Annotated in this window: 22 protein-coding genes; 10 read left to right on the forward strand and 12 right to left on the reverse strand. The window is 66.2% G+C overall.

Annotated elements, in window-relative coordinates:
* Nucleotides 1-42: 42 nt before the first annotated feature.
* The 4 genes from ACP4XC_RS21475 to ACP4XC_RS21490 all read right to left on the reverse strand — a co-directional run bounded on the left by ACP4XC_RS21475 (nt 43) and on the right by ACP4XC_RS21490 (nt 3,707).
* Nucleotides 43-498, reverse strand: coding sequence for a MaoC family dehydratase (locus ACP4XC_RS21475; protein ID WP_427172760.1), 456 nt, complete (start codon nt 496-498; stop codon nt 43-45).
* Nucleotides 499-611: 113 nt separating this feature from the next.
* Nucleotides 612-1,862, reverse strand: a complete 1,251-nt coding sequence (locus ACP4XC_RS21480; protein WP_427172761.1) for an acyl-CoA dehydrogenase family protein — start codon at nt 1,860-1,862, stop codon at nt 612-614.
* Between the two features lies 1 nt (nt 1,863).
* The gene (locus ACP4XC_RS21485; RefSeq protein WP_427172762.1) at nt 1,864-2,757 is read right to left on the reverse strand and encodes an amidohydrolase family protein; all 894 of its coding nucleotides are present in this window, start codon (nt 2,755-2,757) and stop codon (nt 1,864-1,866) included.
* 2 nt (nt 2,758-2,759) lie between these two features.
* On the reverse strand, nt 2,760-3,707 hold the full coding sequence (locus ACP4XC_RS21490; protein ID WP_427172763.1) for an SDR family NAD(P)-dependent oxidoreductase: 948 nt from the start codon (nt 3,705-3,707) through the stop codon (nt 2,760-2,762).
* Between the two features lie 125 nt (nt 3,708-3,832).
* Between ACP4XC_RS21490 and ACP4XC_RS21495 the strand changes: the two genes are divergently transcribed.
* Nucleotides 3,833-4,315, forward strand: a complete 483-nt coding sequence (locus tag ACP4XC_RS21495; protein ID WP_427172764.1) for a MarR family winged helix-turn-helix transcriptional regulator — start codon at nt 3,833-3,835, stop codon at nt 4,313-4,315.
* Here ACP4XC_RS21495 and ACP4XC_RS21500 read toward each other — a convergent pair.
* Together ACP4XC_RS21500 and ACP4XC_RS21505 are read right to left on the reverse strand one after the other, a co-directional pair.
* Nucleotides 4,312-4,923: an NADPH-dependent FMN reductase gene (locus ACP4XC_RS21500; protein ID WP_427172765.1), complete on the reverse strand. Its 612-nt coding sequence runs from the start codon at nt 4,921-4,923 to the stop codon at nt 4,312-4,314. The two genes, ACP4XC_RS21495 and ACP4XC_RS21500, sit on opposite strands and share 4 nt — an antisense overlap.
* A 176-nt stretch (nt 4,924-5,099) precedes the next feature.
* A complete protein-coding gene (locus tag ACP4XC_RS21505; RefSeq protein WP_427172767.1) occupies nt 5,100-5,843 on the reverse strand; it encodes a S1 family peptidase in 744 nt (247 codons plus the stop codon).
* A gap of 409 nt (nt 5,844-6,252) precedes the next feature.
* Between ACP4XC_RS21505 and ACP4XC_RS21510 the strand changes: the two genes are divergently transcribed.
* The 6 genes from ACP4XC_RS21510 (at nt 6,253) to ACP4XC_RS21535 (ending at nt 11,655) form a co-directional block, all read left to right on the forward strand.
* Nucleotides 6,253-6,651: a cupredoxin domain-containing protein gene (locus ACP4XC_RS21510; RefSeq protein WP_427172768.1), complete on the forward strand. Its 399-nt coding sequence runs from the start codon at nt 6,253-6,255 to the stop codon at nt 6,649-6,651.
* Entirely contained in the window at nt 6,648-7,097 is a 450-nt protein-coding gene (locus ACP4XC_RS21515) for a hypothetical protein (protein WP_427172769.1), read from the forward strand. Before ACP4XC_RS21510 ends, ACP4XC_RS21515 begins: the two co-directional genes overlap by 4 nt.
* 111 nt (nt 7,098-7,208) lie before the next feature.
* Entirely contained in the window at nt 7,209-7,997 is a 789-nt protein-coding gene (locus ACP4XC_RS21520) for a CDP-alcohol phosphatidyltransferase family protein (protein ID WP_427172770.1), read from the forward strand.
* Nucleotides 7,960-8,532, forward strand: a complete 573-nt coding sequence (locus ACP4XC_RS21525; RefSeq protein ID WP_427172771.1) for a dihydrofolate reductase family protein — start codon at nt 7,960-7,962, stop codon at nt 8,530-8,532. The genes ACP4XC_RS21520 and ACP4XC_RS21525 overlap by 38 nt, the downstream gene beginning before the upstream one ends.
* A 136-nt stretch (nt 8,533-8,668) precedes the next feature.
* On the forward strand, nt 8,669-11,197 hold the full coding sequence (locus ACP4XC_RS21530; RefSeq protein WP_427172772.1) for a molybdopterin oxidoreductase family protein: 2,529 nt from the start codon (nt 8,669-8,671) through the stop codon (nt 11,195-11,197).
* The gene (locus tag ACP4XC_RS21535) at nt 11,194-11,655 is read left to right on the forward strand and encodes a hypothetical protein (RefSeq protein ID WP_427172773.1); all 462 of its coding nucleotides are present in this window, start codon (nt 11,194-11,196) and stop codon (nt 11,653-11,655) included. Before ACP4XC_RS21530 ends, ACP4XC_RS21535 begins: the two co-directional genes overlap by 4 nt.
* A 92-nt stretch (nt 11,656-11,747) precedes the next feature.
* On the opposite strand, the gene ACP4XC_RS21540 is transcribed toward ACP4XC_RS21535, so the two are convergent.
* Together ACP4XC_RS21540 and ACP4XC_RS21545 are read right to left on the reverse strand one after the other, a co-directional pair.
* Complete coding sequence (locus ACP4XC_RS21540) at nt 11,748-12,269, reverse strand: hypothetical protein (protein WP_427172774.1); 522 nt, start codon at nt 12,267-12,269, stop codon at nt 11,748-11,750.
* 197 nt (nt 12,270-12,466) lie between these two features.
* A complete protein-coding gene (locus ACP4XC_RS21545; protein ID WP_427172775.1) occupies nt 12,467-12,739 on the reverse strand; it encodes a hypothetical protein in 273 nt (90 codons plus the stop codon).
* Nucleotides 12,740-12,956: 217 nt separating this feature from the next.
* Here ACP4XC_RS21545 and ACP4XC_RS21550 point away from each other — a divergent pair, with 217 nt between their 5' ends.
* Both ACP4XC_RS21550 and pabB read left to right on the forward strand, forming a co-directional pair.
* Nucleotides 12,957-13,505 (forward strand): low molecular weight protein-tyrosine-phosphatase, encoded by a 549-nt coding sequence (locus ACP4XC_RS21550; protein ID WP_427172776.1) that lies wholly within the window; start codon nt 12,957-12,959, stop codon nt 13,503-13,505.
* Complete coding sequence (gene pabB / locus ACP4XC_RS21555) at nt 13,502-15,553, forward strand: aminodeoxychorismate synthase component I (RefSeq protein WP_427172777.1); 2,052 nt, start codon at nt 13,502-13,504, stop codon at nt 15,551-15,553. Before ACP4XC_RS21550 ends, pabB begins: the two co-directional genes overlap by 4 nt.
* Before the next feature lie 16 nt (nt 15,554-15,569).
* Here pabB and cls read toward each other — a convergent pair whose 3' ends face one another.
* Entirely contained in the window at nt 15,570-17,045 is a 1,476-nt protein-coding gene (gene cls / locus ACP4XC_RS21560; RefSeq protein ID WP_427172778.1) for a cardiolipin synthase, read from the reverse strand.
* Between the two features lie 265 nt (nt 17,046-17,310).
* On the opposite strand from cls, the gene ACP4XC_RS21565 reads away from it, so the two are divergent.
* Nucleotides 17,311-18,255 carry an aminodeoxychorismate lyase gene (locus tag ACP4XC_RS21565; protein WP_427172779.1) on the forward strand — a complete coding sequence of 315 codons (945 nt, stop codon included), beginning with the start codon at nt 17,311-17,313 and terminating at the stop codon, nt 18,253-18,255.
* Between the two features lie 51 nt (nt 18,256-18,306).
* Here the strand turns inward: ACP4XC_RS21565 and ACP4XC_RS21570 are convergent, their stop codons facing one another.
* The 3 genes from ACP4XC_RS21570 to ACP4XC_RS21580 all read right to left on the reverse strand — a co-directional run bounded on the left by ACP4XC_RS21570 (nt 18,307) and on the right by ACP4XC_RS21580 (nt 22,597).
* Nucleotides 18,307-19,560 (reverse strand): Nramp family divalent metal transporter, encoded by a 1,254-nt coding sequence (locus ACP4XC_RS21570; RefSeq protein ID WP_427172780.1) that lies wholly within the window; start codon nt 19,558-19,560, stop codon nt 18,307-18,309.
* A 336-nt stretch (nt 19,561-19,896) separates the two neighbouring features.
* The gene (locus ACP4XC_RS21575) at nt 19,897-21,330 is read right to left on the reverse strand and encodes a flotillin family protein (RefSeq protein WP_427172781.1); all 1,434 of its coding nucleotides are present in this window, start codon (nt 21,328-21,330) and stop codon (nt 19,897-19,899) included.
* A gap of 193 nt (nt 21,331-21,523) precedes the next feature.
* Entirely contained in the window at nt 21,524-22,597 is a 1,074-nt protein-coding gene (locus tag ACP4XC_RS21580) for an EAL domain-containing protein (protein WP_427172782.1), read from the reverse strand.
* Between the last annotated feature and the right edge of the window lie 338 nt (nt 22,598-22,935).

Here is a 22,935-nt window from a genome sequence, read left to right on the forward strand (position 1 = left end):
AGGGATGAGGAGAGTGGGGCTGGCGGTACTGTCCGGGCGCTCTTACTTATAGAAGCGGGCGAGGAATTCGGCCACGACGGCGGGGCGTTCCTGTCCTTCGATCTCGATGGTGTTGGACACCTTGATCTGGGCCCCGCCCTTGACCTCGGTGACTTCCGTGATGCTGGCCCGCATCCGGATGCGCGAACCCACCTTGACCGGGGAGGTGAAGCGGACCTTGTCCAGGCCGTAGTTCACCTTGGTGGTGACGCCCTCGACGTCGAACAGCTCTCCCCAGAACGGGATGATGAGCGAGAGGGTGAGGAAGCCGTGGGCGATCGGGGCGCCAAAGGGTCCGTCCTTGGCGCGTTCCGGGTCCACGTGGATCCACTGGTCGTCCCCGGTGGCATCGGCGAACTTGTTGATCTGCTCCTGGGTGATTTCGCGGTATTCGGTAACGCCGAGATCGGTGCCGGAGAGGGTGAGTAGTTTGTCGAAGTCGACGACGAGATTGGCCATCTTGGGCTCCTGTGCTGGTTGGGGGTGCGGAAGTACGACGGCGGCGCGGTGCTGCCGCCGTCGGGTTTTGAGTTGTTGTTCAGTTCAGTTCGCAGCAGTTCGGTTCGGGCGGCTCAGCGCGTGAAGGCGCTTTCGCCGGTGAGGGCCCGACCGACGATCAGGGCGTTAATTTCGTGGGTGCCTTCGTAGGAATAGACGGCCTCGGCATCGGCGTGGAAACGTGCCACGTCGGCTGCGAGCGTGATGCCGTTGCCGCCCACCACCTCGCGGGCCAGCGCGACGGTTTCGCGCATGAGCAGGGACGTCTGCATCTTGGCCAAAGCGGAGTCCTGGTCGCGGTAGATGCCGTTGGCCTGCTGTTCGGTGAGCCGGACCACGAGGGACAGTGCCGCGGTGACGTTCCCGAGCATCCGGGCGAGCTTTTCCTGGACCAGTTGGAAGGAGGCGAGCGGGCGGCCGAACTGCTGCCGATGCCTGACGTACCGCAGTGCCGCCTCGAACGCTCCGGCCTGCAGGCCCGCGGCGATCCACGCGACGTCCGAGCGCATGGCCCGCAGCATGGCCGCGACGTCCCGGAAGGAGTTCACGTTGTGCAGCCGCATTGCTTCCGGGACGCGGACACCGTCGAGGGTGATGTGGGCGTTCTGCATCATGCGCAGGGCCGTTTTGCCGTGAATCTTCTCCAGCGTCACGCCGGGCGCCTGGCGGTCCACGAGGAAGGCCTTGACCTGCCCATCGGCCACATCGCGGGCGAACACGGCCAGGACGTCCGCCGTGACGGCGCCGCCGATCCAGCGCTTGGCGCCGTCAAGGACCCATGAATCCCCCTCACTGCCATCTTCCCTGCGGGCGGTGGTCGACAATCCGCCGGCGATGTCTGAACCGGACTCCGGTTCAGTGAGCGAGAAGACGCCCTTGAGCGAAAAGTCGATGACCTTCGGCATCCACTCGGCCTGCTGGTCCGGGGAGGCGCCCACCCTGATGGCGGTCCGGAACAGCCCGGCCTGGGCGGTGTACCAGGTGGCGAGCGAAGCGTCGGTGCGGGCCAGTTCGAAGATCCGGAAGCCCTGGTAGATTCCGCGGGCCGGCGTTCGCTCTGCACCCGGGGCGCCAGTCAGCTCGGCCGGTTCCATCAGGTCCAGGTCGATGAGCGGCGCGGCCAGCTGGTCCGGGAACTCGCCGCGTTCCCAGTAGTCGGCCAGAACCGGGCGGGCCTCCTGGTCCAGGAAGCGGCGCAACCGCCCCAGCACACGGCGTTCATCCGCGGTCAGGAGGGACTCGGCCTCGTAATAGTCGCAGACGCTGTAGAGGCGTTCCGGCGCCACGGAATCAGGGCCGGCGTCCACACCCGTGTCCAGGCTCATCTCAGCCACCCAGCCCGAGAAGCCGGACGGCGTTGTCCTTGAGGATCTTGGGCCGGACCTCGTCCTTGAGCGGGAGCTCCGCGAAGGCTCCCAGCCATTTCTGCGGCGTGATCAGCGGAAAGTCGGTGCCGAACAGCACCTTGTCCTGGAGGACCGAGTTGGCCATCCGCACCAGGGACTCGGGGAAGTACTTCGGTGACCAGCCGGAGAGGTCGATGAACACGTTGGACTTGTGCGTGGCGATCGAGTTGGCCTCGTCCTGCCACGGCACGGATGGGTGCGCCATGATGATCTGCAGTTCCGGGAAGTCCGCGGCCACGGCGTCAAGCAGGAGCGGGTTGGAGTAGGCCAGCTTGATGCCGTACCCGCCCGGGAGCCCGGCGCCCATGCCGTTCTGGCCCGTGTGGAAGATTACCGGCAGTCCAAGTTCCTGAAGGGTTTCCCAGAGCGGGTAGAACTGCTCGTTCGAGGGGTCGAAGCCCTGCAGGCTGGGGTGGAACTTGAAGCCGCGGGCGCCGAGGTCTATCGCCTGGTGCTTGGCGCCCTGGATAGCCTCCGCGCCGGTGCGGGGGTCCACACTTCCGAAGGGGACCAGCACATCGTTGTTCCGGGCGGCCCCGGCGATGAGTTCGGGGATGCTGTTGGGCTCGTGCTTGAGCTGGGTTCTGGCGTCCACGGTAAACACGACGGCGCCCATGTTCAGTTCGCGGTAGACCTCGGCGATCCGGTCCAGCGACGGGGTGCGGTCCTCCGCTTTGAAGTACTTGGCGGATGCCTCGGTCAGGGCTGCGGGCAGGGACCCGTGGCCGTGGCCGTCCACTTCGAGGTGGACGTGCATGTCGATCGCGTCAAGCTTCGCGGTGTCGATTCCGAGCTCGTAGCGGGTGGCAGCCATGGCTAGCCTGCCTTCACGGGAGCTGCCGCCGTCTCGGGCCGCAGTTCGGCAGGCAGCGGCAGGAATTCCTCGCCCACGGTCTGGAGTTTGTTTCCGAACAGGGACTCGAAGTTCTCCACGAGGTCCTGGTACTTCCAGCCGCCCTCACGGTATTCGGTGGCGATCGGCTCCGGGTGCGTCCACAGCTGCAGGCGGTCCCCGCCGGCGCCGATGGCCTGGCCGGTGATGCCGGCCGCCGCGTCGGAGGCGAGGAAGGCAACCAGTCCGGCGACGTCGCTGGCGGTGCCGAATCCGAGGTCGTGGCGGAAGAAGGCGGGCATGGCCTCGCCCCGTTCGTCGGCTTCAACGGCTTTCTGGAAGTACGGGACCGTCTTGGTCATGGCCGTTGCCGCGACAGGAATGACGGCATTGGCCGTGACGCCCGCCTTCTTCATTTCCAGCGCCCAGGTGCGCACCATGCCCACGATGCCGGCCTTGGCGGCCGCGTAGTTGGTCTGGCCAAAGTTGCCGCGCTGCCCGGTGGGTGAGCCGATGGTGATGATGCGGCCGGCGATGCCGTTCTCCTTGAAGTGGGCGAATGCTTCGCGGGCGCAGGTGAAGGTGCCCCGGAGGTGAACGTTGATCACCAGGTCGAAGTCGTCGTCCGTCATCTTCAGCAGGGATTTGTCCCGCAGGATGCCGGCGTTGGTGACCAGGATGTCCAGCCGGCCGAACGCCTCCACGGCGGCCTGGACGAGCTGGCGGGCCACCTCGGAACTGCCCACCGGGGCCACGACGGCGGCGGCGCGGCCGCCGTCGGACTCGATGGTCCTGACCGCTTCCGCGGCCACCTCGGCATCGACGTCGTTGACGATGACCGCGGCACCCTGGCGGGCCAGCTCCCGGGCATAGGCGAGGCCCAGGCCCCGGCCGCTTCCCGTGACGATTGCTACTTTCCCTGACAGGCTCATCGCTGCTCCTTTGCTAGCTCACCTTGTGCATCCTGGCCCTCGGCATGGGATGCTGTTCTGTATCCATGAAAATATGGATAGTTGAAAAAGTCAATGATTTATTTTCACGATAATTGGAGTTGGGCATGACGGTGGAAACACAAAGCGGGCAGCGCACCGAACCCGTCCACAAGCTCGTCGCCGCGTCGATCAGCCAGGACCTGGGTTTCTTGCTCGCCAAACTGCACGCCGCCGGCTCGGTGCTCAACAACCGCGCGCTGTCCGAGTTCGATCTCAAGGAGCGCTCCTACTCCGTGCTGATCCTCGCCGCCAGCGGGCTGGAACCGACCCAGCGCGAGATGGCGGACTTCCTCAGCCTCGATCCCAGCCAGATCGTGAACCTGGTGGACGAACTGGAAAAGCGCGGCCTGGTGGTGCGCGCGCCCGGGAAGCAGGACCGCCGGGCCAAGACCGTCACCGCCACGGCGGAAGGCGGCAAGCTCCGGAAGCAGGCGGCCGAGGCCGCACGGCAGGCCGAGTCGGCGGTCCTGGCGGGCCTCGAAGCGGACGAGGCCGCGCAGCTGAAGGCGCTGCTTCGGAAGGCGCTGTGGGGCCACGCTGACGCCTAACTCGCCGGTCTTTCGCTGGTTGGGTCGCGGCTGCCCGGTTCCTGGCCGCCCGGGGAGCGCAGGACCTTGAGCGCGTCGGACCATGCGATCACCTGATCGAACAGCACCTGGAGGGCTTTCTCCGCGCCTTGGGACGGGGTGAACGTCCGGTAGTTTTCGAATTCGGTGGCAAATGGCAGTGCCACCTGGGCGCGCACGTCCCCCATCTGGAGCTCGCCGGCCACCTGGCGCAGATGTTCCACCGCGCGGATGCCTCCGGCGCTGCCATAGCTGACGAAGGCGGCCGCCTTGTTGTTCCACTCCGCGTATAGGAAGTCCAGGGCGTTCTTCAGCGAACCGGGAATGGAGTGGTTGTACTCCCCCGTCACAAAGACGTATCCGTCGTAGCGTGCCACGGCCCTTGCCCAGACCAACGTGTGGTCATGCTCGTAGCGGCCGCGGGACGGCGGCAATGCTTCATCCAGGAGGGGAAGGTCGAAGTCGGCCACGTCGAGAAGCTCGAACCGGGCATCGGCGCGCTCCAATGCCCGGGCGTAGACCCAGTCAGCCACCGCCTTCCCCAGCCGCCCGGGCCTGGTTGTGCCGAGTACCACCGCAATGATCGCCATGACAGCCGCCTCACCTAAAGGCACACAAACCTTACCTAGTGAAGAACAACCGGCCGCCGTCGAACCTTCCCTGACGTACGCCCCAACGACGCGGGGCCTCCATACCGGATCACGCGTCTAACTCAGCCACCTGGCCGGTCAGAGGCCGGAGACCCTTCCGGCATCGGAGCCGCGGCTTACACGCCGGAGGTGGAGTGGATCCAGTCGCGGCTGACGCTGAGGTTGGCGTAGTTGGACCCGGCATGAACATCGGCGCCCGGATCAGCGAGGTCCCCGGTGGAGCAGACTCCCACGATTTCGCCGCCGACAATGAGCGGACCGCCCGAATCGCCGTGGTTGGCGGCGCCGGTGACGCCGGTGACGTGGATGGCCGGGCCGCCGTAGCCATCGGCCGAGGCGTTCGTGACTGAGACTTCCGCCTCATACAGGCCCTTCGCGCCCTGCTTATCAGCCCGGAGACCGTATCCCATGATGGTTCCGGAGTCTTCGAAGCCGGGTTCATAGCTGTTGGTGAGATCCGGATATGACCTGAGAGAGTGTGATGCCGAGAGGTGGACCAGCCCCACGTCCCCGGAAGGAGATCCGTACACCCGGTCCGCGGCAACCGGCGTGCCCGGGTTTGTGGTGCTGTTGCTGTAGAAGACGAGCATGGAGGAGATCCCGGCGACGCAGTGCTTGGCCGTCAGCACCCAGGACTCGGAGATGGCCTCGCCCGTGCAGCCGAACTGCCCCTGGCCCTGCACAAAGACCAGTTGCACAGCCCAGCGCGTGAGGTCCGCGCGCTCACCTCCGACCACCAGTGGAGAGGCGCCCGGCGGGGGCAGGGGAATGGGGTCGGCCGCGCGGGCGGCCGAGGTCCCGGCTACGGCGAACAGAGCCGCGACCACGCAGGCAATTGCGGATTTCATCATCTTGCGCATGATTCGATTTCCTTCTCTGAGGAGGCATGCGGCCCGGGCGATCAGGCCTCGAAAGCTCTGCCGTCGGGCGGAAGGCGCCCCACGCGGTACGCGGACGCTGACCCGGCATAAGTTGAGCAGGTCCCGGAAGTGCGGCGCGGCAGGCCGCGCCAGACCGGGTCCGCGTCGAACGTTGAACGGCCCCACGGGTCTCCTCCGATGCTCGCACCGAGTTCTCCGGACCCCCCGCCCTGATGGCACCGGCCATCCCCGCGGGGGGAGCCGGACACTCATCAGGAGATCATTATGGCCCTCGCTGCCACGGCCAGCAATACAGCCGCGGTACCGGCGCTATTTCCCCGCCGCGCGTGCACAATTGTAAAAAGAGGCAGGGCCCCACGCCCTGATTCCGGCGTCAAGGACGGTTGTCATGAACACGGTAAGGGCCCGGGTTGCACTTTTGCTGCTTTTGACAGTGATCGTCACGGGCGGTTGCGCGCCCGGCGGTGGAGGCTCCGGGCCAAGCACCGCCCCCGCGGACAGCACGACGGCCGCGGCAACCACCGGGACCACCACGGCGGCCGCCGGCATCACCATCCGCAATTTCGATTTCGGGACGCCGCTGACGGTGTCTCCGGGAGCCATGGTGTCGGTCACCAACATGGACAGTGCGGGCCACACGGTCACCGCGGATCAAGGCTCGGCCTTCGACGTGGATGTCAAGGGAAGCGGGGGAACAGCCACCTTCACGGCCCCGTCAGCCCCCGGAACCTATACCTACCACTGCACCTACCATCCGAATATGCACGGAACGCTGACGGTTAAATGAACATGGCGCTAAGGGTACTGACCGCCGTCGCCTTGTTCATCGATGCAGCGGTTCACCTCCACCTGGCCCCTGGCTATCAGGCGGCGTCATCCACCGGGATCGGCCAGGGCAATCTGTTCCTCCTCGAAGCCGCTGCCGCCGTCGTGGCCGCGCTCTATGTGCTGGTCCGTGGGAGCCGGGCCGCGTATGCGCTCGCTTTCGCCGTGGCCCTGAGTGCTTTCGCGGCCGTCCTCTTGTACCGGTACGTGGACATCCCCGCGTTCGGGCCGTTTCCTGCCATGTACGACCCCGTCTGGTTCTTTGAGAAGTCCCTGAGCGCGGTTGCCGAAGGTGCTGGCGCGCTTCTGGCCGCGGCTGGCCTCGCGCGGCCGGGCAACCGGCGGCAGGCACGTAACCCGAGGCAGTCTGGCACCTCGAGGCGCTTGTCCCGGCGACGCGCGGCCTAAATGCCCCGGTCCGGCTTCGGTACGCCGCCCGCAGTTGCTCACAAAGCTGCCGCGCTTTGGTGGTCTGCAGTTTGCAGCTGTTGCTAGCATGTGGGCGAGGCGAGGTGGCTCATGGACAGCAGAACCGCACGGCGCGCATCAACGGACGCGATGGCAGCCGTCGCAGCGTATGGCATTGCCGGAGTCTGGCTCTCTGCTGCGTACACCGCCAATCTCGAAATTCGGGCCATGTGCATGGCTGCCGGCACGCTGGTCATTGGCCACGCCACTGCCTCCATCCTGCAGCGCTCTCCCCGCCGGTCCACCCCGGCGGACCGTGTCACCCTGTTGCGCGCCGTCCTCGTGGCCTGTTGTGCGGTCCTCACTGTTCCGGGACTCTTCACGGGGCGGCCTCCCGGCCCGGCCCTCGCCGTTGTGGGCACCGTCGCTTTCCTGCTCGACGCCGTCGACGGCCCCGTTGCGCGGCGTACGGGCACTGCGTCGGCCGCCGGAGCACGGCTCGACACCGGGACCGACGCCGCCCTTGTCCTGGTGTTGTCCTGCGCCACCGCGGGACCCGTTGGGCCGTGGACCCTGGCTATCGGCCTTCTCTACTACGCCTTCGTCGCCGCCGGCCGCTTTCGGCCCCATCTGCGGGGACCGCTGCCGGCGAGTCCGGCCCGCAAGGCCATCGGCGCCTTCCAGCCGTTTGCCCTGCTGCTGGCCCTGGCCCCCGGCGTCCCGCCGTGGCTCGCCCTCCTGGGACCGGCCATGGCGCTGCCGTTGCTTGTTGTTTCCTTCGCCCGCGACACCGCCGAGCTGGAGCGGCTTCATCGCCGGCCTCCCGCCGAAACACATCCGGACCTGAACCACGGGAGGAACCATGAGAAAAATTATCTTGATGATGCAGGTGTCCCTTGATGGCTTTTTCGAGGGACCCAACCGCGAGCTCGACTGGCATATGGTGAACGACGAGCTGCATCGGCACTTCAATGAGCTGCTCGGCGGGATGGGCGGCTTCCTGGACGGTCGCGTCACGTATGAGCTGATGGCCGAGTTCTGGCCGGCGGCGGACCAGGACCCTTCGAGTACGGCACCCATGGTGGAGTTCGCCCGCATCTGGCGGGACATGCCCAAGCTGGTGTATTCGCGGACGCTGGACCATGCCGCATGGAATACCACGGTGGTCCGGGATGTGGTTCCGGAGGATGTGCGGGAGCTGAAGGCCCAGCCGGGCGGTGATCTGGCGCTGGGCGGCGCGGACTTGGCGGCCACTTTCCGGCGGCTGGACCTGATCGATGAGTACAGGCTCTATGTCCACCCGGTGCTGATCGGAAAGGGCAGGCCCCTGTTTCAGCCCCTGGACGCCAAGGTCCGGCTCGCGCTGGCCGAGACCCGGCGGTTCGGGAACGGCGTGGTCCTGCTGCGCTACGAGAGGGCGCCGGCAGCGGATTGATCCCGATCCACCGGAAAAGTCAGTCCCGGCGCAATTACTAAGGTTACTTCCTTCCCCTCGGCGGCGATTGGTAATACCGTGGGCAGGGCCACAACAAAGTGCCGTCACGCCTGGGGCACAGTCAGGAGGCTTCACCATGGCTGACCGCATATCCGAGATCTGGGGAACCCGGACTCCCTACGCCCGAGATGAGCCCTGGCCTGTCCGGGTTGACCAAGCGCTCGACGCCGGGGTGGCCGAAGGCGATGTGGACCGGTGGGTCCAGTCGGCCTGCGTCCTGTGCAGCAATGGCTGTGCCTGCGATATCGCGGTCAAGGACGGCGCCATGGTGGGTGTCCGGGGCCGGGCCGGGGACCTGGTGAATCACGGCCGGCTGGGCCCAAAGGGACTCTTCGCCAGCTGGCAGGGCGTGGCGAACAAGGACCGCCTCAGCCGCCCGCTGATCAGGGAGAACGGCGAACTGGTGGAGTGCGACTGGGACACGGCCATGGGTCGGATCGTGGACCGGAGCAAGCAGCTGCTCAGGGAGCGCGGACCGCTCAGCCATGGCTTCTACACGAGCGGACAGCTGTTCCTCGAGGAGTACTACGCCCTCGCTGTGATCGGGAAGGCCGGCATCGGCACCCCGCACATGGACGGCAACACCAGGCTCTGCACGGCCACGGCGGCAGCGGCACTGAAGGAATCCTTCGGAGCGGACGGCCAGCCGGGCGCCTACACGGACATCGACAGCTGCGATGCGATGTTCCTGTACGGGCACAACATGGCCGAAACCCAGACCGTTCTCTGGACACGGGTGCTGGACAGGATCGCCGGCCCTGACCGCCCCAAGATCGTCTGCGTGGATCCGCGCGACACCATGGTTGCCCAGTACGCGGACGTCCACCTCGCGGTGCGGCCGGGCACCAACCTGGCCCTGATGAACGCCCTTGTCCGTGAACTACTCCACATGGGCTGGGAGGACCCGGAGTATGTCCAGGCCCATACGCAGGGCCTGGACGAGCTGCGCAAGGCCGTGGAACCGTGGACAGCCGAGGCCGCCGCGGAGGTCTGCGGCGTGGACGCCGCGGACATCAGGGAGGCCGCGCGCATCTTTGGAACCTCAGGGCGGGTGTTGTCCACGGTGCTGCAGGGCTTCTACCAGTCTTCCCAGGCAACCGCCGCGTCCTGCCAGGTCAACAATCTGCACCTGCTGCGCGGCATGTTGGGGAAGCCGGGCTGCGGCATCCTGCAGATGAACGGCCAGCCCACCGCGCAAAACAACCGGGAGTGCGGCGCGGACGGCGATCTTCCCGGCTTCCGGAACTGGGAGAACGCGGAACACGTCCAGGAGCTGGCCCGCCTGTGGAATGTGGATCCCATGACCATCCCGCACTGGGCCCCGCCAACACATGCGATGCAGATCTTCCGCTACGCCGAACAAGGTTCCATCGAGTTCCTTTGGATTTCCGCCACGAACCCGGCGGTCTCCATGCCGGAGCTGCCGCGTATTCGGGACATCCTCGCCAAGCCCGGGCTTTTTCTTGTGGTGCAGGACCTCTACCTCACCGAAACGGCGCAGGCCGCAGACGTGGTGCTTCCCGCGGCGGGCTGGGGTGAAAAGACCGGCACCTTCACGAACGTCAACCGCACCGTCCACCTTTCGGACAAGGCTGTGGAACCGCCCGGGGAGGCGCGCAGCGATCTGGACATTTTTCTGGACTACTCAAACCGGATGGGGTTCACCACCCTGGACGGATCTCCGCTGCTGACGTGGGACGGACCGGAGGACGCCTTCGAAGCCTGGAAGGAATGCTCCGGCGGCCGGCCCTGCGACTACACCGGGATCAGCTACGAACGCCTGCGCGGCGGCAGCGGCATAGCCTGGCCGTGCAATGAGGAGAATCCGCATGGACGGATGCGGCTCTATGAGGACGGCGTCTTCCCTACCGAGCCTGACTACTGCGAAAGCTACGGCCACGATCTACTCACCGGCGCCTCGGTGGGAGCCCAGGCGTTCAAGGCGATGGCGCCCGGCGGCCGGGCCATCCTGAAGAGCGCCGTGTACACCTCCCCGCACGAGGAACCGGACCCCGCGTATCCGCTTCGCTACACCACGGGACGCACTGCCTACCACTTCCACACACGCACCAAAACGGGGCGGTCCGCGCCCCTCACGGCCGCTGCCCCGAAGGCGTGGGTGGAGATCGCCGGGGAAGACGCGGACGCGCTGGGCATTTCCGAGGGGGATCTGGTGCGGGTGTCCTCGCGGCGGGGCCGCATCGAAGTGCCGGCCCGCATCTCCGCCATCCGTCCCGGCACGGTGTTCGCGCCCTTCCATTACGGCTACTGGGACGCAGGCGCCAGCCCCGCGCAGCACCCTACTGCAGCCAATGAGCTCACCCTTACGGAGTGGGATCCGGTGTCCAAGCAGCCAATGTTCAAGAACGCGGCAGTCAGGGTGGAAAAGATCGGTCCGTCCACAGGCTATGCTCCGGCGCCGACCACTACGGCTTCCCGCCCGGTCCGCTCCTCAGGTTCCGCACCGGCTACCGCCACTGCCGGAGGCCAGGCGGGTGAAGCGGAGGAGTTCCTATATCATTCGGCGCCCCCTCAGTTCCCCGACGCGATCCGGGACGCCCAACCAACCCCACCCCACAACGTACAACCAGGAGGCACGCCATGAACCTGAGCATCTATCTGGGCATGCTTCGCCGGGCCGAACAGACCCTGGCCGAATCCTTTCGTCAGGTCTCCGACGGGCACGGGTCGGAGCCGGACGTCCATTTCCTCTGCCAGACCCTGGCGCGCCAGTGCGACCACCACGAGGAGCTCCTGCAGCCCATCGTGGAACGCTATGGCGAAGACACTTCGGACAACGAGCCTGAGCGGCTGCACGCCGAAGGCCTCTCGGAGACCCGAAGCGGACCCGTGGGACTGCTCCGGGATCTCCAGGACCTCTACCTTCTTGCCAGCCTCGTGGACGTGACCTGGACCATGGTCCGGCAGGCGGCTTTCGCGCTCCGGGACCGGGAACTGCTTTCCGTGGTGGGCGAATGCGACGCGGAAACGGCCACCCAGCTCAAATGGCTGCAAACCCGGATGAAACAGGCCGCCCCGCAGGCGCTGGTGGCGGCCCGTTGAAGGAATCGCCCGAAGTAACAGCCGCAGCCGCTGGAGAATCGGGAGCCGCGCTGGCCACGCGGTGGCTGACAGCGGGCGCCAACCGCAACATCCTACGACCGGGCGTTGTCCTGCGCGCGGAATCCGGTGGCCCGGGCGTAGGCGTGAACACGCTCCAGGGCGGCCAGCTGGTCCTGGGCCTGACGCGCCAAATCGGCGAACCGGGCCGGATCGAGCCCGATTTCCGCCGCCCTATCCTCCAACGTCTGCCAGAGCCCGAACTTTCCCATGATCGCGGACCGCATCAGCTCCGCCTCCAGCACAAGGGTCAGCGGGGAGCGATTAAAGATCCTGCCGTTGAGCTTGAGCCGGCCTACCCGCTCCAGCAGCCACGATGCCGCCTGACGGTACGGTCGCTGACGCAGCCCAAGATCATGGATCAGGGCACGCAACAAGCTCCGCTCGCCGCGTATCTCGGAGCCGATCCGTGCAAGCTCGGCATGAACGGGGGTGTCCGTGAAGTCGTCGGACATACGGTCAATCCGGGCCAGCCCCGCAGTGGCGCCGGTCAGGTGATCGGACAGATAGAGCCCAAAAAGCTTTTCGTCAATGGTGTCGGGAAGGCGCGGTGCCATAAGACCTCCGGGGTGCGATGAAGCGGAACTCCGGGCACAAACCCTTCGCTTGAAGGGCCGACGGCGACTGGGGGCTGCCCGGGTCTCAGCGGGCAATTCGCCGTCGACCCCACATCAATTCTAGGAGCCGAACAGCCCCTGCGGTGGAGTGGTCACTACCCTTTTTTCAGAGTGTTCCCAAGCACAGCCCAGAACGGTTACGCGGAGGTGGTCTCAGCCGTGCGGGCCGAACGGCGGTTGCGCACCCAGCGCCGCAGCAAGTCAACAACGGCCAGAAGCCCGGCCAACGGCGAGAGGACCGCCGCCGTGTACACAAACAGCAGCCATGTGAGCGTGGCTATGGGCGGCTGGCTGGTACTGAGCAGGGACAGGCCGCCGAACAGGCCAACCGTCCAGAAAAGCACCACGGCCAAGAGAACCGCCGCCGCGGGAAAATACTCGTTGGTCACTACAGTCATCAAAGTATTCATGGCTTATCCTCCTGACTGGCCGGGCAACGGACTCACCGGGTCATCTTTAGTATGGGGTCAGGGAAACCTGGATTACGGCAAGACGCAGAAACCGTGATGAAAATTACTCCGGCTGGCTTGCCGCCTGCCAAGGCCGGCGGCGCATGTCCTGGCCCATCTTGGCTCGTCAAGCAGCTTGACTAGCCAAGATGGGCCACTATCCCCCATGCTTGCTTCCATGTCCTCAATGTCGAGCCCATACCGGATCATCGCGGTCTGCACAGGCAATATCTGCCGGTCCCCGATGGCCGAGCTGATGCTGACCGAGGCCTTGGCAACAGCGGGGCTCGCCGGCGACGCCATTGTGGACTCGGCCGGAACCACCGCGTATGAGGCGGGCCGTCCCATCGATCCCAGGGCAGCTCGCAAGCTTGCGGCGCATCAGCTGAGCTCCGATCGGCATGTCGCCCGTGAATGGCGGCCCGAGTGGTTCCACCAGCGGCATCTCATCCTGGCACTGGACGTGGACCATTACGGCTGGCTGCGGGCCAGCGCTCCGGACGGCGAAGCCCTGGCCCGGGTCCGGATGCTTCGCAGCTTTGACCCGGCGGTGGCGGCCCGGGATCTGCTGGACCAGGGCATCGAGGACCCCTGGTACGGCGGGCACGCGGATTTCGACGTCACGTGGGACCTGATCCGGGGGGCCATTCCCGGGATCGTGGACCACGTCCGGGCGGAATTACGTCAACGGAACCAGCCAGAGCAGCAGGTACGCTCTATTTCATGACCCCCGCACCCGTGATCATCGCCATTGACGGCCGGTCCGGCGCAGGTAAAACCACTTTGGCTATCGAGTTGGCGGCCAGGCTCCGGGAGCACCGCAAGGTTTCGCTCTTTCATTTGGAAGACATTTACCCCGGCTGGAACGGGCTCTCCGCGGGCATTGAACGCTTCGTGACCACGGTCCTGTCACCCCTGCGGCGCGGCGAGGCGGCGGAATGGGTCAGCTGGGACTGGGAGAAACACTACGACGGCGAGGCCCGTGTCACGCTCCCGGCGGAGATAGTGATCGTGGAGGGCGTGGGCGCAGCCGCCGCGGCAGCCCGCCCCCTGCTGGACGCGGTGATCTGGGCCGAGGCGCCCGATCAGGACCGCCGCACCCGGGCCCTGACCCGCGACGGAAGCACGTACGAAGCCTTTTGGGACCTGTGGGCCGCGCAGGAGCAGGAGTGGCTGGACTCCGATCCGGTGCATGATTACGCCGACGTCCGGGTGCGCAACAACGCGGACGGCACGGCCCCGGATGACGTGCTCCAGGCCCTGCAGTACCTGCCCGCCCTCGCCGCCTGCCTGCTCCCCGAGTTGTCCTCCCGCCGCGGACTGCAGCTGAGGTCCGAGCGAATCGACGCCGAAGCCGACGCCGGCCGGCTCTTCGCCGCGCTCTACGCTCACTCACCGAACGCCGTCTGGCTGGACTCCTCGCTGCGGGCAGAGGGCATCGCTGCGGAGCGCAGCCGGTTCAGCATCTTGGCGGACGACGGCGGACGGTTCGGCCAGGACGTGCGCCACAGCTCCGGCGTGACCCGGCTGACGGCGGGCAGCGCCACGGTGCAGACGCCCGGACCGTTCTTTCGCTGGCTGGACGGGGTCTGGGGCCGCCGCGCCCTCCGGGCCCCGGAAGGCTATGACTGCGGGTTCGCCTTGGGCTGGCTGGGCTACCTCGGCTATGAGCTCAAGCGTGAAACCGGCGGGAGCGACGTCGCCGCCGGGACACCGGATGCCGCGCTGATCTTCGCCGGCCGTGCGGTGGTCCTGGACCACCGCGACGGTGCCGTCTGGCTGCTTGCCTTGGATTCCCCTGACGCCGATGAGTGGCTGGCGCGCGCACGGTCGGCGGTCGCCGAGGCGGCAACACCGGTCGCCGAAGCGGCTGCCGGCGCCAGCAACGGCGTGGCCGGTGCCCCTGGCCTGCGGTTCGCCGCGCGCGACTCGGAACCCGGCTATAAACGAAAGATTGCCGAGGCGCAATGTGAGATCACGGAGGGCAACACCTACGAGGTTTGCCTCACCACCATGCTCAGCGCCACGGTTCCGGCCGGCTCGGGGCCGCTGGATCCCTGGCAGACCTATCTCGCCCTGAGGAGGAGGAATCCCGCGCCGTTCGCCAGCTACCTGCGCTTCGGGGAACTGACCGTTGCCAGCACGTCGCCGGAGCGGTTCCTGCGGATAGGGGCCGACGGCGGCATGCGCGCCGAGCCCATCAAGGGCACCCGGCGCCGGGCCGCCGACCGCGACGTCGATGAGCAGTTGCGGCAGGAGCTCGAGTCCTCGCCGAAGGACCGCGCCGAGAACATCATGATCGTGGACCTGCTGCGCAACGACCTCAGCCACTTCGCCGTGGCGGGTTCGGTGACGGTCAGCAGGCTGTGTGCTATCGAAAGCTACGCCACCGTCCATCAGATGGTCAGCACCATCGACGCCCGGATGCGCCCGGGGCTGCCGCGGGCCGAGGCCGTGGCCGCGTGTTTCCCTCCGGGCTCCATGACGGGCGCTCCGAAAATCAGCACGATGGCCATCCTGGACCGTCTCGAGGCCGCCCCGCGCGGCGTGTACTCGGGCGCTATCGGCTACTTCTCATTGAGCGGGGCCATGGACACGGCAGTGGCCATCCGGACCCTGGTGGTCATCAGCGGCGGTTCCGGCCCGGCGGAACTCAGCCTCGGCGTCGGCGGGGCCATCACGGCGGATTCCTCGCCGGAGGAGGAGTACGAGGAAATCCGCACCAAGGCCTACGGTGTCCTCTCCGCGCTCGGGACCGAATTCCCCGGCAGCTAGTACCTGGGCCGGGCGCCTACTGCAGCGTCGCAGTGAGCCTGGCCACGTTGTCCACGTACTTGACGCCCATGGGACGCTGCATCCAGTCGTCGATCTTCAGCTCGTGGGAGATGTCCCGGTAGGTGTCCTCGACGGACCGCATCCTGTTCACGATGTCCTCCCCCAGCAGCATGACGGAGACCTCCAGGTTGAGCGAGAAGGACCGCATATCCATGTTGCTGGAACCCAGGACGGCCACTTCGTCGTCGATGGTGAAGTGCTTGGCGTGCAGGACGAACGGCGCTTTGTACAGGTAGATCCGCACTCCGGCCTCCAGCAGCGCCTCGTAGTAGGACCGCTGGGCGTGGTGGACCAGGAACTGGTCGCCTTTCTCCGAGACGAACAGTTCGACGTCGACGCCCCGCTGCGCCGCGGTCGTCACCGCGTAGAGCAGGGAGTCGTCGGGGACGAAGTACGGGCTGCAGATGGAGATCCGGTGCTGCGCCGAATAGATCAGGGTGTTAAACAGGCGCAGGTTGTTTTCGGTGACGAACCCGGGGCCGCTGGGCACGGCCTGCGCGGTGATGTTCCCGGGAGCCGGCGCGGGCTGGTGAGCCAGCTGCGCTTCCAATGATTCGTCGGTTTCGCTCAGCCAGTCCGTGGCGAACACCACGTTCAGGGTGGTGACGATAGGTCCGCGCATGCAGGCCATAAGCTCCACCCATTCACGGCCGACTTTGCGGTGCCGGGGGTTGTTGTAGGAGGGCTCGATCAGGTTCTGCGAGCCGGTGAAGGCGATATCGCCGTCGATCACCATGATCTTGCGGTGGTTGCGCAGGTCCGGGCGCCGCCACTGCCTGTGGAAGGGATTCAGCGGCAGCATGGGCCGCCAGTGGATCTTGCTGGCCTTGAGCCGGGCGATGAGTTTGCGGTAGCCCTTGATGCGCAGCGTGCCCAGGTGATCGAACAGCACGCGCACTTCCACGCCCCGATCGGCGGCCTCCTCGAGTGCGGTAAAGAGATCGTCCGTGACGTGGTCCGTGCTCATGATGTAGAACTCGGCGTTGACGAACACCTTCGCCTCGCGGACGGCCGCGGTCATGGCCTTGATGGAGTCGGGGTACCCGGGGAGCAAATCAATGCTGTTGCCGTCCACCATGGGCAGCGAGCCGAGGGTCTTGTTCAACTCGGCGGCGGAGGCCACCCACTCAGGGCCGTTGTAGTCGCTCTCCACCGCCGCCATGTGGGACGTGCCCGCCCGGATCCGCATGTTCACCGCGCGCTGTTGCGCTCGGCGCCGGCGTGAGAGCCGGAAGTTCCCGAAGAGCAGAAACAGCACCAGGCCAACGGAGGGCACAAAGAAGATGCCCAGCAGCCACGCCATGGCAGTGGTGGGACGTCGGTTACCGGGGATGATTCCGAGGGCCAGCACACGGATAACCAGGTCCACGACGCTCAACGCCACGATAAGCCAGCCGGGCGCGGCGCCCGCCAGCGGAAACGGCCACAGCACAGTCAGACCCCTAAATGGTTCCTCGCCCGCCGGACCTGTTCCGTGGCGGGCATTCAGCCCAGCCTATCCCGCCGGAGCCCCGGGATCCGGCCACGTGCGGCCTCACCGGCGCCGTCGTGGCGCTGGATCCGCGTGCGGGGGCCCGAGTGCGGACGGGTGCGGACGGGTGCGAACGGCGGGGCGGCCCAATCGGAACGGCGGGGCAGCCCAATCGGAACGGCGGGGCAGCCCTCAGGGTATCCGGCAGCGAGGCTAAGCTGGAAGCATGACTTCTGCTGCCCCCGCCACGGTGCTGGTATTCCTCGATCCCCAGTCCGAAAACGGCCGCATCGCCGACGCTTCCAAGCCGCAACTGATGGCAACGGACCAGGGCGCCACCCGGGGCGACGGGGTGTTCGAATCGATGCTCGCAGTGCAGGGCCACCCGAGGAAGCTCGATGCGCACCTGCGGCGCCTGGCGGGGTCCGCGCGCTTGCTTGACCTTGACATCCCGGCCCAGGATGCGTGGCGTAAGGCCATCCAGACCGCCATCACGGAGTACCGCCGCCAGCACCCGGCGCCCGCCCCCGAGGAGGATGAGGCGGTGGTGAAGCTGCTGGTCACTCGCGGTGTGGAAGGCGCGGATGCCCCCACTTGCTGGGTGCAGGCCTCCCCCGTTCCCGCCTCGGGCCGCAGGCAGCGGGAGGCCGGCATCGACGTGATCCTCCTGGACCGCGGCTACGACAGCGAAGTGGGTGAACGCGCCCCGTGGCTGCTCCTCGGCGCAAAGACCCTCTCCTACGCGGTGAACATGGCGGCGTTGCGGCACGCGCGCAAGCAGGGAGCCGACGACGTCATCTTCACCTCCTCGGACGGCAGGGTCCTCGAAGGCCCTACGTCGACGGTGCTGCTTGCGCACCTGGAAACGGCCGAAGACGGCGCCGGTGGCACCCGCACCACCCGGCGGCTCATCACGCCGCAGTTGGACAGCGGCATTCTTCCCGGCACCTCGCAGGGGGCGCTTTTCGCGGCCGCCAGGGCGGCTGGCTGGGAACTGGGCTACGGGCCGCTCGAGCCGCGGGACCTTTTTGACGCCGACGCCGTGTGGCTGATTTCGAGCATCCGCCTGCTGGCGCCTGTCAACCACATCGACGGCAGGGAAATCGGAACGCCGGCACTGCGCAAGCAACTGACAGCCGAACTCAACGAACTGTTCGCCACTATCGAATAGTCGGGGTTGCGGTTAAGGCTGGTTAGGGTAGCCCGCGCCCTTGCTTGCAGATCAGGAGTGGCCCGCCAGCGTGAGCACTATGAGCACGCAGTTGAGGCCCACGATAAGCGTTGCGCTGGCCCACCCGGCGATCTTGAGGGGCCGGGAATCCATGTGGATGCCCATCACCTCGCGCTTGCCGGTAAGCCGGATCAGCGGAATCAAGGCGAAGGGAATCCCGAAGCTGAGCAGGACCTGGCTGAGGACCAGGGCGAGAGTCGGTTCAATTCCTCCACCGAGAACGGCCAGGGCCGGGATAAGGGTGAGCACGCGGCGCGTCATGAGCGGCACCTTGAACTTGAGCAGGCCGCCCATGATGGTGGCGCCGGCGTAGCAGCCCACCGAGGTGGAGGCCAGCCCGGACGCCAGCAGGCCGATGGCGAACACCACTCCGATCACCGGGCCCAGTGCGGACGTCACGGCGGCGTGCGCGCCCGCGATCGTGTCGGTTCCCTCGATGCCCCGCAGGCTCGATGCGGCCAGCAGGAGCATGGCGATGTTGACCACCCCGGCCAGCAGCAGGGCTCCCGCCACGTCCACCCGGGTTGCCCGGATGAGCCTGCTCCGCACGGCTGGATCAGGGGAGAAGCCGTGCCGGTCCCGAGCCAGGGCCGAGTGCAGGTAGATGGCATGCGGCATCACGGTGGCGCCGAGCATGCTTGCGGCGAGCAGTACCGTATCGGTGCCCTCGAAGCGCGGCACGAGTCCGGTGAGGACGCTTCCCGCCTCGGGGGGATTGACGAAGAGGCCGGACACGAATCCAACGGCGATGACTCCGAGCAGGATGAGGATGGCGTATTCGAAGGACTTCTGGCCGCGGTGTGACTGGAGGGCCAGCAGCAGCATCGACGCCAGGCCGATGACGATTCCCCCGGCCAGCAGCGGAAGGCCGAACAACAGGTTCAGGGCCACGGCGCCGCCGATGACTTCCGCCATGTCCGTGGCACCGGCCACCACTTCGGCCTGCACCCAGTAGAGCCGGCGGCTGCGGGTGCCAAGGCGCTGGCCCAGGATCTCGGGCAGGCTTTGTCCGGTGGCCAACCCCAGCTTGGCCGACTGGTATTGAACGAGGACGGCCATGGCATTGGCCACCACCAGGACCCAGACGAGCAGGTATCCGAAGCTCGCGCCCGCAGTCAGGTTGGCCGCCACGTTTCCCGGATCAACGTAGGCAATGGCGGCCACAAAGGCGGGGCCCATGAGGAGCAGCCGGGATCGCCACCGGGGGCTCGCAGCCTGGCGTTCCGTGAGGGTGGAAGTAGCCATTCGTTCATTCCTCGTCTTTGGGGGCCTATAAACGAGGATAGCTCAAATTTAGGTATACCGAAAAGTGTTATTTCGGCAGGCCGCTTCCATCTTCCGAGGAGTCACGGTTGCGCTTTGAGAAAGTCGGGCAATGCGTCAACGTAGACCGTTTGGGGTGGCTCGAAGTAGATGACCAGAACCATATCGCCCACCGGAAACACACTTGTCTTATCAAAAGGATGGGCATGGAACGCACTTGTTCCACCGCGGAACGGCAGCATAACCTCGCCGATGGTCCCTGGGCCGATGAGTCCTGTGACCCTGCCGATCTTGCCGGTAAGGCTCCGATCAACATCTCTATGCATCTGGAGCTTTCGCGGGGCGCTTGCCTTCCCGGCTGTTCCTCAGCGCCGAGGACAAGGCAGGAAGATAGTCACCTACTTGGGCGAGGATCCCGCCGAGCATCTTGTTGACACCTTCGCCGCCGTTCAACACGGTCATCTGGCCCACATGGGAGAACGGTTCGGCCGCCGCGGCGATGATGGCGGGCATGTTCTCGGCGAGCTGCTGCGAAATGACGGCGTCCTGGTTGGTCCCGAGCGCCTCGGCCCGGGCCTTGATGCCCTCGGCCTCGGCCAGGGCCTTCGCCCTGATCGCCGACGCCGCAGCATCACCGCGTGCCCGGGTGGCCGCGGCTTCGGCCTCGCCGGTGACTTTGGTGGCGCCAGCCGCGGCCGCCGCGGCTGTTGCGTTGGCCTGCGCTTGGAGTTCGGTCCGCCTGGCGTTGACTTGCGCCTCAAGCTCAGTGCGGCGGGCGAGCGCTTCGGCGGCGCTGATGTCTGCGGCCTTCTGGCCTTCGGCGTCGGTGCGCTTGGCGTAGGCCTTTGCGTCCGCAGGCTTGCGGACGGTGGTCTGCAGCTTTTGTTCCTCGCGGTCCGCCTCGAGCTTGGCTACTTCCGTCTCCTGAACCACCACCTGTTGACGCGCCGTCGCCTCCGCCAGGGGGCCGGCCTGGGAGGCATTCGCCCGTGCCCTTTCGGCATTCGCCTGGGCCACGGATTGCCGAATCGCGGAGACGCTCTGGGCATCCGCGATCAGGGCCGCCGCTTCTGCTTCCTTTTCCGCCGCCTCGCGGTTTCTGGTTGCCTCGGCGATCCGGGCCTCCATCTTCACCTGGGCGATGTGCGGCTTGGCAATGTTCTGGATGTAACCGGTGGGATCCTGGAGGTCCTTGATCTGCAGTGAATCCACCACCAGGCCGAGCTTCTCCATTTCCACGCCACTGGCGCTGCGGACCTGGGAACCGAGCTTGTCGCGCTCCCTGATGATTTCCTCAACTGTCATGCTGCCGATAATCGAACGCAGGTGGCCCTCAAAGACGTTGTAAACCTGGCTCTGCATTTTGGGCTGCTGCCCCAGAAAGCGTCGCGCCGCATTGGCGATGAAGGGCGGGGCGTCTCCGATTTTGTAGATGACCACGCCTTCGACAATCACCTGGATGCCCTGCGACGTCACGCAGGAAACCTTGAGTTCCGTTTCATTCAGGGTCAGGGACAAGGGCCGGACCGTCTGGAGCCCGGGAATCACCAGCGCGCCCTTGCCTGTGACGATCTTGAAGTCCATGCCCTCCCTGGTCTCCAGGGTCCCCCGCGTCAATCCGGAGATGATGAGCGCCTCGTTGGGCTCAGCGACTTTCCACATCAGTTTTACGGCCACCCAGATGAAAGCGATGACGACAACGGCCCCGAGGATGGCGGCAATCAGGGGGAAGAACGCTGACAAGTCCGGCATCACAGGGCCCTTTCGACGGGATTCGCGGAGCCGCCGGCATGCGGGTTCGGCAGCGTGCAGCCAGCTCTTGTAGCCAGTGTCGTTGGGTCCCCGCCGGAAAGTCCAGTAACTGGATGAGATTTATTTTCGCCCGGACCAGCTGCCTTCCGGAGCGGAGTGCGCCCGGGAAGGCAGCTCAAGCGGCTGAACAGACCTAGGTGGTCTGATGGGAGGGCTGCGAGCGGGACGATTCCTGTTCGGCTGCCACACGCCAGTGCGCCCATTCCAGCGGTTGAACCGACGGGCGGCCCAACAGATATCCCTGGCCTGCGGTCATTCCCAGGCGGGTGACTGTGGCGAGTTCGGCCTCTGTTTCAATTCCTTCGGCCACCAGGTCAGCATCGATCTGCCGGGCAAATTCCACCATCGCGGCACCGACTGTTTGCTGGCCGGCAGCCCGGTCGATGCCTGATATCAGGCCCCGGTCGAGCTTCACGATATCCGGGCTCAGCAGCTTCACCTGGCGCATCGAGCCGAAACCGGCCCCCGCGCCGTCCACGGCCACCCGCAGTCCGCGCAATCGGAGGGGCGCCAGTGCCTCCACCAGGGGGGCGTACTCGTCTTCAGCGAGCCGCTCGGTCAATTCGATGACGATCCGGTCGAGGGCCAACTCGGATTGCTCCACGAAGGCGCGGAGCCGCGGGTCCAGGCACGTTGCCGGCGACAAGTTCAGGTCCACATAGAGATGCGAGGGAAGTTTTTCCGCAGCGGCGAGCGCCGCCTGCAGGGCCGCGAACTCGAGATCGGCGCCCAACCCGACTGCCGCGGCCTCGTTGAACCAGTGATCAGCGCTTGCGCCGTCGTCGCTCACAAAACGTGTGAGCGCCTCGACGCCCACAACGCTTCCGGTGGCGAGTTCGCAGATCGGCTGGAATGCCGTCAGGAGCATCCTGTCACCCAGGATCGCCTCGATCTTCTTCCTGCTGCGCCGCGTGAACAGAACCGGGTTCCCGGTGTCCGCCTCAGGCGGCGGCAGAATCGGAGTGAGAAGGGCCGCTGGCGGCACGTCAATTCCCTGGGCCTCAGGACCGGAGGCCCCGGGCGCGTGATCATCCGTTGCGGCCCTGGTGGCGATCAGGTGTTCGAGCAACGCGCGCTCGGGGCGTCCCGGATGCGTGGCCATGCGGGTCCGTAGCCGTTCCCGCGCCCACTCGCTCTGCGGAGAGGGATCGTCCAGGACCGACTCGATAATGTCCCATGCCTGTCCACGGATCGCAGGACTACTCACGTCCGAAGGCGGGATTGACTGGGTTCCCCATTCCGCTGTCAGCTCTCCGTCGGTCAATGCTGGAAAAGAAGTCTCATCCATTGACATTGGTTATTCCTTTATAAGTGCTGGTCCCGGCTGAGCCCGGGACCCGTCCATGGCTGCCGCACACTGATTCGAGGATGCAGTAACCGCGAACGTTTCAAAAGCGTACAACGAGACTGGGCTCTCTGTCTGTAGTGATCGCTATTGGTGATCGAGTCGTAATCTGTGCACGCGAGTTTCACTCTGTATGCCCGGGTGAATCAGGAAAGACCTGTGCCAGTGTTCCGTGCCGTTGGACGCGTGCCGTTACGGAA

It is taken from the genome of Arthrobacter sp. 92, assembly GCF_050260325.1.
Taxonomy (GTDB): domain Bacteria; phylum Actinomycetota; class Actinomycetes; order Actinomycetales; family Micrococcaceae; genus Arthrobacter.